The sequence below is a fragment of the Streptomyces sp. NBC_01255 genome (assembly GCF_036226445.1).
Lineage (GTDB): Bacteria > Actinomycetota > Actinomycetes > Streptomycetales > Streptomycetaceae > Streptomyces.
The window spans coordinates 5,041,788-5,055,653 of the sequence record NZ_CP108474.1 but is presented as its reverse complement, the minus strand read 5'-3'; the positions used below and the strand labels follow the sequence as shown (position 1 = coordinate 5,055,653).

Genomic DNA, 13,866 nt, shown 5'->3' with positions numbered 1-13,866 from the left:
ATTCGAACGTTTATGCCATTCTTGTCTGGCGCCAGCGCCGCAGCAATCCCTCCGGCACCTCCTCCACCGTCAGCGCGAAGACCAGATGGTCCCGCCACGCGCCGTCGATGTGGAGATAGCGGGGCCGCACCCCCTCCTCGCGGAAGCCGAGTTTCTCCACGACCCGGCGCGAAGGGCCGTTCTCCGGGCGGATGCACACCTCCATCCGGTGCAGTCCGACCGCGCGGAAGCAGTGGTCGACGGCGAGGGCGACCGCCGTCGGCATCACTCCGCGCCCGGCCACCTCGCTGTCCACCCAGTAGCCCACGTGCCCCGAGCACATGGAGCCCCAGGTGATCCCGGCCACCGTCAACTGCCCGACGAGCCGCCCCTGGTACTCGATGACGAACGGCAGCATCCGGCCCGCCTTCGCCTCCGACCGCAGATGGCGGACCATCTGACGGTACGTCGGCCGCTGCGCGACCGGGCCGCCCGGCGCCGGGGGCGGAACCGTCGCCTCCCAGGGCCGCAGCCACTCGCGGTTGCGCCGGTTCACCTCGCGCCAGGCCCGCTGGTCGCCCATCTTTATCGGCCGGAGGACGACGTCCCCGTCCACCAGGACCACGGGCCAGGGCGGGATCATGACGGTCTCGGGTGGTCGCCACCGCGGATCTGGTCGACGGCGTGCCGGAGGATCGGTTCCAGGACCGCGAGCCCGTCCCGTACCCCGCCGGGAGACCCCGGCAGGTTCACGATCAGCGTGCCGCCCGCGACGCCCGCGAGCCCGCGCGAGAGCGCCGCCGTCGGCACCTTCTCCCGGCCGTACGCGCGAATGGCCTCCGGGATGCCGGGGATCTCGCGGTCCAGGACCCGGCGGGTGGCCTCGGGGGTCTCGTCGGTGGGCGAGATGCCCGTACCGCCGGTGGTGACGATCGCGTCGTACCCCGCCGCGACGCCGGCCCGCAGCGCGGCCTCGACCGGCGCCCCGTCCGGGACGATCTGCGGACCGTCCACGGCGAAGCCCATCCGGGCCAGGCCCTCGGCGATCAGCGGACCGCCCTTGTCCTCGTACACCCCGGCCGACGCCCGGTTCGAGGCGGTGACGACGAGGGCCGCGTACGGCCCGACAAGTGCGCCGCCGAGCCCGTCACCGAGCGGCTCCGGGGTCTCCTCGCGCGGGTGCACCCCGCTCACCCGGCCCCCGCGCGTCACGACCCGCTCCGCGTCCAGTGGCCCGACTTTCCGCCCGTCTTCTCCTCCACCCGTACGTCGGAGATGACCGCGCCCTTGTCGACCGCCTTCACCATGTCGACGACTGTCAGGGCCGCCACCGAGACCGCCGTGAGGGCCTCCATCTCGACGCCCGTGCGGTCCGTGGTCTTCACCGTCGCCAGGATCTCGACCGCCTCGTCCGTGACCGCCAGGTCCAGGGTGACGCCCGAGACGGCGAGCGGGTGGCAGAGCGGGATCAGGTCGGGGGTCTTCTTCGCCCCCATGATCCCGGCGATGCGGGCCGTCGCCAGCGCGTCGCCCTTCGGGACGCCCTCGCCGCGCAGCAGCTCGATCACGCGCGGCGAGACGAGGACCCGTCCGCTGGCCCGCGCGGTGCGGGCCGTGACGTCCTTCGCCGAGACGTCGACCATGCGGGCCGCACCCGCCTCGTCGATGTGGGTGAGACCTTGCTGCGTGCTCATGGCCGTGACACTCCCGGTCGCTGTATGGGGACGACACCGTACCCCCACCCTCGCCCCCTCAGCCGAGGAGGACCACTTCCAGCTCGCTGCCCGGCTCGACGCTGTCCGTCTCCTCCGGGACCACGAGCAGGCAGTCCGCGTGCGCGAGGGCCGCGACGAGGTGCGAGCCGGCACCGCCCACCGGAGTGACGGTGCCCGCCTCCGGGTCGTACGTGCCCCGCAGGAACTGACGGCGGCCGGCCGGGGACGAGAGCGCCTTGTCGGCGGCGAGCACCGCCCGGACCGTGGGTCTGTGCAGGTCCTCGACGCCCATCAGGGCCCGGATCGCGGGCCGGACGAACAGCTCGAAGGAGACGTACGAGGACACCGGGTTGCCCGGCAGCGCGAGCAGCGGGATCTGCTCGGCGCCGATCGCGCCGAAGCCCTGCGGCTTGCCCGGCTGCATGGCCAGCTTCCGGAAGTCGACCTGCCCGTCGGCGCTCAGGGCCTCCTTCACCACGTCGTACGCGCCGACGCTCACCCCGCCCGTCGTCACGATCAGGTCCGCCCTGATGAGCTGGTCCTCGATCGTGGCCCGCAGCGTCTCGGCCTCGTCGGTGACGGCGCCCACCCGGTAGGCGAGGGCGCCGGCGTCCCGCGCGGCCGCCGCCAGCGCGAAGCTGTTCGAGTCGTGGATCTGGCCCTCGCCCAGCGGCTCGCCGGGCTGGACGAGCTCGCTGCCGGTCGAGATGACCACGACTCGCGGTCGGGGTCGGACCCGGACCGTGCCCCTCCCGATCGCCGCGAGGAGGCCGATCTGCGGCGGGCCGAGGACCGTGCCCGCCGCGAGGGCCAGCTCCCCGGCCCGTACGTCGCTGCCGCGCGCACGGACGTGCGCGCGGGCCTCGGCGGACCGGTGCACCCGCACCTCGCCGCCCGCGCCCTCCGGGGCGGCGCTGGCGGCGCGCATGCCGGTGGCCGCGCCCCCGCCCGTACCGCCGTCGGTCCACTCGACGGGGACGACGGCCTCGGCGCCGGGCGGCAGCGGGGCGCCCGTCATGATCCGGGCCGCCTGCCCGGGGCCGACGGTCGGCAGCCCGCCGTCACCGGCCGCGACGTCGCCGATGACCGTGAGGACCGCGGGGAACTCCTCGGTGGCACCGGCGACATCGGCGACCCGCACCGCGTACCCGTCCATGGAGCTGTTGTCGAACGGCGGCAGCGCGACCGGCACCGTCACGTCCTCGACGAGGACACAGCCCTGCGCGTCGAGGAGTTGGAGCTCGATGGGTTCGAGCGGGCCGACCGTCGCGAGGATGTCGGCCAGGTGCTCGTCCACCGACCACAGACCGCGGGCCGCGCCCGCGCAGGGGTCCGCCGGGCCGTGCTCGTGCTCGTGGCCCGTCTCGTGGCCCTGTCCCTGGTCGTCGTCGGACGGCGACGGTGCCGCGCTGCTGCTCAAGGTCCTACATCTCCTCGCTGACGTATCTCCGGAGCCAGGCCCGGAAGTCCGGTCCCAGATCTTCACGTTCGCACGCGAGTCTGACAATGGCACGCAGATAGTCCCCGCGGTCACCGGTGTCATAGCGGCGGCCCTTGAAGACCACACCGTGCACCGGGCCGCCGATCTTCTCGTCGGTGGCGAGTTTCTGCAGGGCGTCGGTCAGCTGGATCTCCCCGCCGCGGCCCGGCTCGGTCTCCCGCAGCATCCCGAAGACGGCCGGATCCAGCACATAGCGGCCGATGATCGCGTAGTTGCTGGGCGCCTCCGCCGGCTCCGGCTTCTCGACCAGATCCGTCACCTTCACGACATCCGGGGCGGCGGTCGCCTCGACGGCCGCGCAGCCGTACAGATGGATCTGCGAGGGCTCGACCTCCATCAGCGCGATCACGCTGCCGCCCTCGCGCTCCTGGACCTCCACCATCCGCGCGAGGAGCGGGTCGCGCGGGTCGATCAGGTCGTCGCCGAGGAGCACCGCGAAAGGCTGGTCGCCGACGTGCGGGGCCGCGCACAGCACCGCGTGGCCGAGACCGCGCGGGGCGCCCTGGCGCACGTAGTGCATGGTGGCGAGGTCGCTGGACTCCTGGACCTTGGAGAGGCGCTCTTCGTCGCCCTTCCGGATCAGAGCTTCCTCCAGCTCGTAGTTCCGGTCGAAGTGGTCCTCAAGGGGACGCTTGTTGCGACCGGTGATCATCAGAACGTCCGAAAGACCGGCCGCGGCGGCCTCCTCGACGACGTACTGGATCGCCGGTTTGTCGACGACCGGCAGCATCTCCTTCGGCGTCGCCTTGGTCGCCGGGAGGAAGCGGGTACCGAGGCCCGCGGCCGGGATGACAGCCTTGCTGATCCGGCCGAGCCTGGGGAGCGACTGATTCATGAACTGCACCTTAGTCGTTCGGAATGAGAGAAAGATGTGGCTTCGATTAACTTCATCCACATAAAGACAGTTACGAGAGTTTCGTGAATTCAGAGGAGGCCGTCATGACACCCGAGACACCCGAGTTGTCCGAAAAGACCTTGCTGCGCAGGCGACTTCTGGCCGCCCGAGCCGCGCTGAGCACCGAATCCCTCGCGGACGCGGCCGAATCCCTCGCCCGCCAGGGAGTGGAACTGGCCGAACTCGCCGAGGCGTCCACCGTCGCCGCCTACGTGTCCGTGGGCCGCGAGCCGGGCACGCGCGCGCTGCTCGACGCGCTGCACGCGCGCGGGGTGCGGGTCCTGCTCCCCGTCCTGCTCCCCGACAACGACCTGGACTGGGCCTCGTACGAAGGTCCGGAGCGGCTCGCGAAGGCCGGCCGCGGACTCCTCGAACCGGTCGGGCCCCGCCTCGGGCCCGAGGCCGTCCGCGCCGCCGACGCCGTCCTGCTGCCGGGCCTCGCGGTCGACGCGCGCGGGATGCGGCTCGGGCGGGGCGGCGGCTCGTACGACCGGGTCCTCGCCCGGCTCGCGCGGGCGGGCACCGACCCGGCCCTGGTCGTGCTCCTGTACGCGGACGAGGTGGTCGCCCGGGTCCCGGAGGAACCGCACGACCACCCCGTGCACGCGGTGGTGACCCCGAAGGGGGTCATCCGATTCCGTACGGCCCCTACGGCTTGAGGACCAGCGTGTCCTTCGTCGACGCGTCCACGGCCGCCTTGCCGTAGGCCCAGTCGTAGAGCTCGCCCTTCGCCCACATGTCCGTCTGGTCGGTGTAGTGGTCGTTGAAGGCGTGGCCCGAGGCCCCGGTCAGGTTGACCCACCGGGACTTGTCCCAGTCGCCGACGTTGACCACCATCCGCATCGACGGCACCCAGATGACCTCGTACCCGCCGGCCGCGTTCCAGCCGGTCGCGTCGACCGCCGCCTCGCCGCCGCCCAGGTTCCACGGGCCGCGGTTGAGAAGCCGCTGCACGAAGCCAGGACCGGCGGTGCCGAGGGTCTGGTTCTCCAGGGTCAGCTGGTGCAGGCGGCCCCAGCTCCAGGTGGAGATGTCCTTGCCGAGCTTGGCGGTCAGCTCCCAGCGGGCGTCCTTCATGGCCCGGGCGAGCAGCTGGTCACGGGTCTCGGTGGCCGCGTCCATGCGGTTGCCCGGGGTCGTCCACCACTCGCTCTCCTCCTGCTTGAGGAGCGGGCGGACCACCTCGTACCAGCGGTCGCCGCCGTCCGGCTGCGCCGAGTCGGGGTCGCGCTGGCCGCACTCCCGGACGAGCTTGTTCTGCTCGTCGACCGGGCCGGTGGCGTCGGCCGGGCGGACGGTGATGCAGTCGCCCTCGGCCCGCAGTTCCTTGGGCAGCTTGTCGCCGAAGGCGAGCTTGAGGACGTTGCGCCAGACCGCGTTGAAGTAGGCGGCGGCCGCCGAGTCGGGCTCCTGGGTGTAGTCCCAGCCCTCCAGGAGCTTCTGCGCCTCGCGGACGTACGGGTCGGAGATGTCGACCTTCAGCAGGAGCGGGTTGAGCAGCGTCGCGATCTCGCTGCGGTTGTCCGTCTGCATGGTCCGCATGTCGTCCGGCGAGATCTTTCCGCCGTCCTTGGTCTTCGACTCGATGAGGTCGTTGATCCGCTGGCTGCGCGAGCCGTAGCCCCAGTCCTTGGTGAGCAGGTCCGGGTAGCTCTTCTCGTCGATCACGGCCTGGTTGGCGGTGACGATGTAGCCGCGGTCCGGGTTGAACTCGTACGGCAGCTGCGCGAAGGGGATGTAGCCCTTCCACTTGTACGTGGAGTCCCAGCCCGGCGCCGGGAGGGTGCCGTCGCCCTTGGTGCGCTGCGGGATCTTGCCCGGGGACTGGTAGCCGATGTTGCCCGCGGTGTCGGCGTAGACGAGGTTCTGGGACGGGACCTCGAAGTTCTTGGCCGCCGCCCGGAAGGTGGTGAAGTCCTTGGCGCGGTCGAGCGCGAAGATCGCGTCCATCGACTTGCCGGGCTGGAGCGCCGTCCACTGGAGGGAGACGCCGTAGCCGGTGCCGCGGTCGGGGGCGGCGTTGCCGACGGGGGCCTTCTGGCCGACCTTCTCCAGCTCGGAAGAGCGGTCGGAGACGAGCGGGCCGCGGTCGGTGGAGCGGACGGTGATCTTCCGGTCGTCCCCGCCGGCCACCTTGATGACCTCGTCGCGGACCGTGAACGGCTTGACCTTGCCGTCGACGAGGTAGCCGTCCGGGCCGATCTTCTCCAGGTAGAGGTCGGTGACGTCGGCGCCGAGGTTGGTGAGACCCCAGGCGATCTTGTCGTTGTGACCGATGATCACACCGGGCATGCCGGAGAAGGTGTAGCCGGCGACGTCGTAGCGGCAGGTGGCCGAGACCGAGCGGCAGTGCAGACCCATCTGGTACCAGAGCGACGGCAGCTGCGGCGCGAGGTGCGGGTCGTTGGCGAGAAGCGGCTTGCCCGAGGTCGTGTACTTGCCGGCGACGACCCACGAGTTCGAGCCGATGCCGTTGCCGTTGGGGCCGAGGAGGGCCGGGATGCCGTCCAGGACCTCGGAGAGCGCGCCGAGCTGGGCGTCCACGCCGTCCTGGGAGGATCCGGTGGAGCTGCCCGGGCCGGTGGGGTTGGTGCCCGGGGTGTCGCCCGTCGTCGATCCGTCGCCCTCGCCGCTGCCGTCGCCCTCGCCGGCCTCGGCCGACGGGTCGAAGGAGCCGGTCGTCCCGTCGACCGCGCCCTTGTCGACGATCGGCTGGTGGAGCGCGTACGGGTACTCCGGGTAGAGCTGCTTGATCTGGCTCGCGCTCAGCCGGCTCGTCATCAGCGACCGGTCGATCTCGTCCTGCATGTTGCCGCGCAGGTCCCAGGCCATCGCCTTGAGCCAGGCCACCGAGTCGACCGGGGTCCACGGCTCGATCGCGTAGTCGTTGGTGAAGCCCAGGGCCGCGTACTCGACGGAGATGTCGGCGGGGTCCCGGTCCTTCAGATAGGCGTTGACGCCTTCCGCGTACGCCTGGAGGTACTTCTTCGTCTCGGCCGAGAGAACCGTGTCGTACTCCTGCTGCGCGACCCGGCGCCAGCCGAGCGTGCGCAGGAAGGAGTCGGTCTCGACCTGGCTCTCGCCGAACATCTCGGAGAGCCGACCCGCCGTCACGTGCCGGCGGACGTCCATCTCGTAGAAGCGGTCCTGCGCCTGGACGTAGCCCTGGGCGCGGAAGAGGTCCGTCTCGTTGTCCGCGTAGATCTGCGGAACGCCGTTCGCGTCCCGCTTGACCGCGACATCGGCGGAGAGGCTGTCGAGCCGGATCTCGCCGGTGGTCTGCGGGAACGAGGCCCGGACGGTGGTGACACCCCAGTACCCGCCGAATCCGATGCCCGCGACCAGCGCAAGGACCAGGACGAGGAGGAGCAGGCGGGCGCGCCGCCCTTTCTTCTTGGCGGGGGGCGCGGTCGTGTTGGAGGGCATCGCTGTCCTTCGAGGGGCAGGGTGGTCCTGGAGTACGGGAGCAACCTTAGGTGCAGCGTCCGGACGGCCCGGACTCGGTGTCAGGAAGAGAACCGTACTGATGAGCGGCCCGATGCAAAGGAGGCGTCAAGAAAACGTTAAAGATTAGGTAAGGTAACGAAGTGTCGGCCGCTGGAGGAACGATCCAGCTGCATGCGAGGGGAAGGATCGGCCACTGACTGTCCACCAGCTCAACGAACTCCTGCTCATCTGCTCCCTCGTGTTGCTGATCGCCGTCGCGGCCGTGCGGATCTCGTCCCGGAGCGGGCTCCCCAGCCTGCTGCTCTACCTCGGGATCGGCGTCGCGATAGGGCAGGACGGCATCGGCAACGTCGCCTTCGACAACGCCGAACTGACCCAGGTCATCGGCTACGCCGCCCTCGTCGTGATCCTCGCCGAGGGTGGCCTCGGCACGAAGTGGAAGGAGATCAAGCCGGCCCTGCCCGCCGCCGTCGTCCTCTCCACCGTCGGGGTCGCCGTCAGCGTCGGCATCACGGCCACGGCCGCCCACTACCTCGTCGGCCTCGACTGGCGGCAGGCGCTGATCATCGGCGCCGTCGTCTCCTCCACCGACGCCGCCGCGGTCTTCTCCGTCCTGCGCAAGGTGCCGCTGCCCTCCCGGGTCACCGGTGTCCTGGAGGCCGAGTCCGGCTTCAACGACGCCCCCGTCGTCATCCTCGTCGTCGCCTTCTCCACCGCGGGACCCGTCGACGCCTGGTACGTCCTCGTCGGCACGATCGCCCTGGAGCTCGCCATCGGCGTCGCCGTCGGTCTCGCCGTCGGCTTCCTCGGCGCGTACGGCCTCCGGCACGTCGCCCTGCCCGCCTCCGGCCTCTACCCGATCGCCGTCATGGCCATCGCGGTCGTGGCGTACGCGGCCGGCGCCCTGGCCCACGGCTCCGGATTCCTCGCCGTCTACCTGGCCGCGATGGTCCTCGGCAACGCCAAGCTGCCGCACGCGCCGGCCAACCGCGGCTTCGCCGAGGGGCTCGGCTGGATCGCCCAGATCGGCATGTTCGTCCTGCTCGGCCTGCTCGTCACCCCGCACGAACTCGTCCACGACTTCTGGCCCGCCGTCGTCATCGGCCTCGTCCTGACGGTGGTCGCGCGACCGATGGAGGTCCTGGTCAGCCTGGCGCCGTTCCGGATCCCGTGGCAGGAGCAGGCCCTCATGTCCTGGGCCGGCCTGCGCGGAGCCGTCCCCATCATCCTCGCCACCATCCCGATGGTGGCGCAGATCGAGGGCAGCGAGCGGATCTTCAACATCGTCTTCGTCCTCGTCGTCGTCTACACCCTGGTCCAGGGGCCGACCCTGCCCTGGCTGGCCAAGGCGCTGAAGCTGGGCGACGACGCCGAGGCCGCCGACCTCGGCGTCGAGTCCGCGCCCCTGGAGCGGCTGCGCGGCCATCTGCTCTCCGTCGCCATCCCCGGGGCCTCGCGCATGCACGGCGTCGAGGTCGGGGAGCTGCGGCTCCCGGCCGGAGCGGCGGTCACCCTCGTCGTACGCGAAGAGAAGAGCTTCGTGCCCGGTCCCGCGACCGTCCTGCGCCGCGGCGACGAGCTCCTCGTCGTCGCGACCGACCCGGTGCGGGACGCCACGGAGCGCCGCCTGCGGGCGGTCGGACAGGGCGGCAAGCTCGCCGGCTGGCTCGGCACGGGGGGCGTGGAGGTCACGGCGCACTCGGCGACGGCGACGCGCTTCCACCTGCCGGGCGGGCATGGCGGGAGCCACGAGCAGCGTTCGCGCGGCTCCTCCCGCGACTCCTCCCGCGACCCCGCCCGCGGCTCCGAGAAGAAAACATCCGGTTAATCCCAGGCATTAATTCAGGTGCGAGAGCGTTTTCCCAGGCGGGAAGACGCTCTTCCCTGTACCCTGAAGGCACACCTGATCGAACCAACTCTGCCTGACGCAGAGCTGGCGCGACCGTATGGCGGCCGAGGCGCCCCTCCGTAGTGGGGCCGGCCCGGTATCTACCGCAGTAACGCGCATGAGGACAGCTCTCGGCGACACCCGCACCACCGTGCCGGGGCGCGCTACCAGGCGGCAGAAAGGCCAGGACCGTGGCGTCCACGGTCATCTCGGACAAGCGACCCGGCTACGGGCAGCTTCTGCGCACTCCCGGTGCGCTGTCCTTCCTGCTCCCCGGCTTCGCCGCACGGCAGCCCTTCGCGATGCTGACCATCGGCATCGTCCTGCTCGTCCAGCACACCACCGGCTCCTTCGGCAGCGCGGGCGCGGTCGCCGCCGTCACCGGCGTCTCCATGGCGATCTTCGCCCCGCAGAGCGGCAAGCTCGCCGACCGCTTCGGCCAGCGCGCCGTCCTCATCCCCGGCGTCCTCGTCCACACCGCGTCCGTCGTCCTGCTCGTGGTGCTCGCCCTGTCCGGCGCCCCGCTGTGGGCGCTGTTCCTGGCCGCCGTGCCCGCCGGTGCCTCCGTGCCCCAGGTCGGACCGATGGTCCGGGCCCGCTGGGCGGCCAAGCTCGACGGCACGCCGCTGATGCCGACGGCCGCGGCCTTCGAGTCCGTGACCGACGAGTTCACCTTCGTCGTCGGCCCCGTCCTCGCGACCGCCCTGTGCACCGGCGTCCACCCGGCCGCGGGCCTGATCGCCGAGGCCGCCCTCACCCTCGTCGGCGGCCTGTTCTTCGCCGCGCAGCGCGCCACCCAGCCCGCGTACGGGATCGCCGCGTCCGCCACCGCCGGTCCGCGCCGCTCGGCCCTCTCCATCCCCGGCGTCCGCGTCCTGATCATCGCCTTCCTCGGCATCGGCGCCGTCTTCGGCGGCATGCAGGTCTCCCTGACCGCCTTCACCGAGGAGATCGGCAACCCCGGCGCCAACGGCCTGCTGTACGGGATCTTCGCCGCCGGCAACATGCTCGCGGGCATCGCGATGGGCGCCGTCGCCTGGAAGACCGGCCCCCGTCGCCGTCTGATCCTCGGCTACGCCGGCCTCACGGTCGCGGCCTCCCTGCTGTGGACCGCGCACTCGGTGCTCCTCCTCGGCGCCCTGGGCCTGGTCGTGGGTCTGTGCATCGCCCCCGCCCTGATCACCGGCTACACCATCGTCGAGACCCTGATCCCGGCGACGGCCCGCACCGAGGCCTTCACCTGGCTCACCGGCGCCGTCGCGCTCGGCCAGGCCGCGGCCGTCACGATCGCCGGCCGCCTCGCCGACTCGCAGGGATCCAGCGCCGGGTTCCTGGTGCCGGCCGTGGGCACCGTCCTCGCCCTGGGCACGCTCCTCGCCCTCCGGTCGCGGCTGAAGCCGCGCGAGACCAGCCGGGTCGCGGCACGTGGTATCGGTCACCGCGTGCCGGTGGCGGTGGACTGATCCCACGGAATACGTCAAGATGGATCGTCGTTAGCACTCGATGAGTGTGAGTGCCAGGAGGAAGTCACGTGCCGACCTACCAGTACCAGTGCACCGAGTGTGGCGAGGGCCTTGAGGCGGTCCAGAAGTTCACCGATGACGCGCTGACCGAGTGCCCCAGCTGCGCAGGACGCCTGAAGAAGGTGTTCTCGGCCGTGGGCATCGTCTTCAAGGGCTCCGGCTTCTACCGGAACGACAGCCGCGGCTCGTCGTCCAGCAGCTCGCCGGCCGCGTCGAAGTCCGCGACCCCGTCGTCTTCGTCCTCGTCGTCCTCGACGTCGGACTCGAAGCCGGCCGCGTCGTCGTCCTCGACCGCTTCCGCGTCGTCTTCGTCGTCGTCTTCTTCGTCGTCGTCGAGCGCCGGAAGCTCGTCCTCGGCTGCCTGATCCGTTCTCTTCACCGAGGGCCCCGTCGCTTGTACCGCGACGGGGCCCTCGGTGTTTCCCGGCACCACGCTTAGGGTGATCGTCATGGCGACCCATGGTGCGTACGCGGACATCGGCGTGATCGGCGGCTCGGGCTTCTACTCCTTCCTGGAGGACGTCACGGAGGTGTCCGTGGACACCCCGTACGGCAGCCCCAGCGACTCCCTCTTCCTCGGCGAGATCGCCGGCCGGCAGGTCGCGTTCCTCCCCCGTCACGGCCGGAGCCACTCCGTCCCGCCGCACGGGATCAACTACCGCGCCAATCTCTGGGCGCTGCGCTCAGTGGGCGTACGGCAGGTCCTCGGGCCCTGCGCCGTCGGCGGGCTCCGCGAGGAGTACGGGCCGGGCACCCTCGTCGTACCGGACCAGCTCGTCGACCGGACGAAGACCCGGGCGCAGACGTACTTCGACGGGGAGCGGCGGGCCGACGGAGCCGTTCCGAACGTCGTCCACGTGACCTTCGCCGACCCGTACTGCCCCGACGGGCGGCGGGTCGCCGTCAAGGCCGCCCGGGGGCGGGGCTGGGAGCCCGTGGACGGCGGCACGATGGTCGTGGTCGAGGGGCCCCGCTTCTCCACCCGCGCCGAGTCGCGGTGGCACGCCGCCGCCGGCTGGTCGGTCGTCGGCATGACCGGCCATCCCGAGGCGGTCCTCGCCCGCGAGCTGGGCCTCTGCTACACCTCGCTCGCGCTGGTCACGGACCTGGACGCGGGCGCCGAGACCGGCGAGGGCGTCTCGCACACCGAGGTGCTGCGGGTGTTCGGCGAGAACGTGGGACGGCTGCGGGACGTGCTCTTCGACGCGGTCGGCGCGCTCCCGGCGACAGTCGACCGGGACTGCCTGTGCACGAAGGCGCACGACGGCTGGGACCTGGGGATCGAGCTGCCGTAGCCGCCCCGCGGTGTCGGCCGAACCACCCTTGGGGGTGAGGGAGTTGTCCACAGGCGGTGGGTGATCCCCAGGCCGGAGCGGGGATGCGGCGGGGCCGGGAGAGTGGGGCGTGGCCCTACTCCCGACCAGGACAGGCGGTACTCGCCATGATCCCCACCTCCACTCTTCCTTCCGCTTCCTCCACTCTTCCTTCTGCTTCCTCCACTCTTCCTTCCGCTTCCTCCGTGCCCGCGCCGTGCGCCGTGCCGGCCTTCGAGCCGGTACGGGGTCGGGGCGCGCGGCGCGGGCCGTTCAGGGCCCTGCGGCGGGGGTGGCGCGCTCCTCTGGTGCTGCTCGTCTTGACGGTCGCCGCCCTGGTGGCGGCGAGCTGGGGTTCAGGCTCGGGCCCGGGGGCCTCGCCCGCCGGGGCCGCCGTGACGCCTCGGGCGCGGCCGCCCGCCCCGGTCGCCGTCCGGCTGGTGTCCGCGCCGGTGCGGATCGCCGACGCCGAGACCGTACGGCTGCTGCGCGCCGGCGACCGGGTCGACGTGATCGCCGCGCCCAACTCCCCGATGGGCGGCGGCGGTGAGGCCCGCGTGGTGGCGACGGGCGCCCGAGTGGCCGAAGTTCCGCGCTCGGGCGAGACTCGTTCGGACGGAGGGGCACTCGTCGTCCTGTCCGTGCCACGGTCGACCGCCGCGGCGCTGGCAGGTGCCGGTGTCACGTCCCAACTGGCGGTGACGCTGTGCTGATTCGCACTGACTCACTGTCAAGTCGCCGGTCCGTGTGTACGGATTGGACGCCTCTGCGCCGTTCACGGCGTAATGGCTCCGCACGCAGCACACATGACGAGAACGAAAGGCACCTTGGTGGCCGAGAAGAAGGAAAGCTTGCTCGGAGGCTTCAAGGCCTTCTTGATGCGCGGCAACGTGATCGACCTGGCGGTCGCGGTCGTGATCGGCGCCGCGTTCACCAACATCGTGAACTCGGTCGTCAAGGGCATCATCAATCCGGTCGTCGGTGCCTTCGGCACGAAGGACCTGGAGAGCTACTCGTCCTGCATCAAGGGCACCTGCGCGGTGGTCAACGGCGAGGTGCAGGGCGTCCAGCTCCAGTGGGGCCTGGTCCTCAGCGCGGTCCTGAGCTTCATCATCACCGCGGGTGTCGTCTACTTCCTGATGGTCCTGCCGATGGCCAAGATCCTCGCCAAGCGTGCGGCGCACGACAAGGCGAAGGAGGGCGTGGCGGAGACCATGGAGATCAGCGAGCTGGAGGTCCTCAAGGAGATCCGCGACCACCTCGTCGCCCAGCGCGGCCCCTCCGCGGGCACGGGCACGGGTTCCGGTTCGGGCTCCGGTTCGGGCTCCGGTGGCGGCGCGGGGACGCACCCCACCTCCTGACCGGCGGAGCAGGCCGGAATCAGAGGTGGTGCGGCGGCTTCTCGTCGAGGAAGCGCGCGAGGTCGGCGGCGCTGTCGCTGCCGGCCGGAGGCCGCTCGCCCCACCCGCGGTCCGTGTCGTCCGCGGACTGCTGGTCCAGCGGATCGTCGAAGACGAGTACCGGCTTCGGTGTGTTCTCGGGGGTGGGTCGGGAGCCGGTTCGCTTCGCGTCTCGCGGTCCGTGGGCGGGGGCGGTGCTCATACC

14 protein-coding genes are annotated in these 13,866 nt (G+C 71.4%); 7 read left to right on the top strand and 7 right to left on the bottom strand.

Translation table 11 applies throughout. The features are described 5' to 3' along the window. Window positions 1-10: 10 nt before the first annotated feature. The 5 genes from OG357_RS22815 to galU are packed head-to-tail and all read right to left on the bottom strand — an operon-like array spanning window position 11 to window position 4,030. Complete coding sequence (locus OG357_RS22815; protein ID WP_329622903.1) at window positions 11-622, bottom strand: GNAT family N-acetyltransferase; 612 nt, start codon at window positions 620-622, stop codon at window positions 11-13. Beyond that, window positions 619-1,191, bottom strand: coding sequence for a MogA/MoaB family molybdenum cofactor biosynthesis protein (locus OG357_RS22810; RefSeq protein WP_443066717.1), 573 nt, complete (start codon window positions 1,189-1,191; stop codon window positions 619-621). Before OG357_RS22810 ends, OG357_RS22815 begins: the two co-directional genes overlap by 4 nt. Continuing rightward, the gene (gene moaC, locus OG357_RS22805; RefSeq protein WP_024754798.1) at window positions 1,188-1,673 is read right to left on the bottom strand and encodes a cyclic pyranopterin monophosphate synthase MoaC; all 486 of its coding nucleotides are present in this window, start codon (window positions 1,671-1,673) and stop codon (window positions 1,188-1,190) included. The genes OG357_RS22810 and moaC overlap by 4 nt, the downstream gene beginning before the upstream one ends. Before the next feature lie 58 nt (window positions 1,674-1,731). After that, complete coding sequence (gene glp, locus OG357_RS22800) at window positions 1,732-3,114, bottom strand: molybdotransferase-like divisome protein Glp (RefSeq protein WP_443066716.1); 1,383 nt, start codon at window positions 3,112-3,114, stop codon at window positions 1,732-1,734. Window positions 3,115-3,118: 4 nt separating this feature from the next. After that, window positions 3,119-4,030, bottom strand: coding sequence for a UTP--glucose-1-phosphate uridylyltransferase GalU (gene galU, locus OG357_RS22795; RefSeq protein WP_329622902.1), 912 nt, complete (start codon window positions 4,028-4,030; stop codon window positions 3,119-3,121). A 104-nt stretch (window positions 4,031-4,134) separates the two neighbouring features. Between galU and OG357_RS22790 the strand changes: the two genes are divergently transcribed. Next, window positions 4,135-4,749, top strand: a complete 615-nt coding sequence (locus OG357_RS22790; protein ID WP_329622901.1) for a 5-formyltetrahydrofolate cyclo-ligase — start codon at window positions 4,135-4,137, stop codon at window positions 4,747-4,749. Here OG357_RS22790 and OG357_RS22785 read toward each other — a convergent pair. Continuing rightward, window positions 4,739-7,516, bottom strand: a complete 2,778-nt coding sequence (locus OG357_RS22785; protein ID WP_329622900.1) for a penicillin acylase family protein — start codon at window positions 7,514-7,516, stop codon at window positions 4,739-4,741. The genes OG357_RS22790 and OG357_RS22785 overlap by 11 nt on opposite strands. Before the next feature lie 259 nt (window positions 7,517-7,775). Here OG357_RS22785 and OG357_RS22780 point away from each other — a divergent pair, with 259 nt between their 5' ends. From OG357_RS22780 to mscL, 6 genes are all read left to right on the top strand, one after another. Then, entirely contained in the window at window positions 7,776-9,365 is a 1,590-nt protein-coding gene (locus OG357_RS22780; RefSeq protein ID WP_329622899.1) for a potassium/proton antiporter, read from the top strand. Window positions 9,366-9,616: 251 nt separating this feature from the next. Beyond that, window positions 9,617-10,888, top strand: a complete 1,272-nt coding sequence (locus OG357_RS22775) for an MFS transporter (RefSeq protein ID WP_329622898.1) — start codon at window positions 9,617-9,619, stop codon at window positions 10,886-10,888. Window positions 10,889-10,956: 68 nt separating this feature from the next. Continuing rightward, entirely contained in the window at window positions 10,957-11,313 is a 357-nt protein-coding gene (locus tag OG357_RS22770; RefSeq protein ID WP_329622897.1) for an FmdB family zinc ribbon protein, read from the top strand. An 84-nt stretch (window positions 11,314-11,397) separates the two neighbouring features. Then, on the top strand, window positions 11,398-12,243 hold the full coding sequence (locus tag OG357_RS22765; protein ID WP_329622896.1) for an S-methyl-5'-thioadenosine phosphorylase: 846 nt from the start codon (window positions 11,398-11,400) through the stop codon (window positions 12,241-12,243). Between the two features lie 326 nt (window positions 12,244-12,569). Beyond that, window positions 12,570-12,974, top strand: coding sequence for a hypothetical protein (locus OG357_RS22760; protein ID WP_329622895.1), 405 nt, complete (start codon window positions 12,570-12,572; stop codon window positions 12,972-12,974). 93 nt (window positions 12,975-13,067) lie between these two features. Then, window positions 13,068-13,622: a large conductance mechanosensitive channel protein MscL gene (gene mscL / locus OG357_RS22755; RefSeq protein WP_329622894.1), complete on the top strand. Its 555-nt coding sequence runs from the start codon at window positions 13,068-13,070 to the stop codon at window positions 13,620-13,622. Window positions 13,623-13,641: 19 nt separating this feature from the next. Here mscL and OG357_RS22750 read toward each other — a convergent pair whose 3' ends face one another. Next, window positions 13,642-13,863 (bottom strand): hypothetical protein, encoded by a 222-nt coding sequence (locus OG357_RS22750; protein ID WP_329622893.1) that lies wholly within the window; start codon window positions 13,861-13,863, stop codon window positions 13,642-13,644. Window positions 13,864-13,866 lie beyond the last annotated feature (3 nt).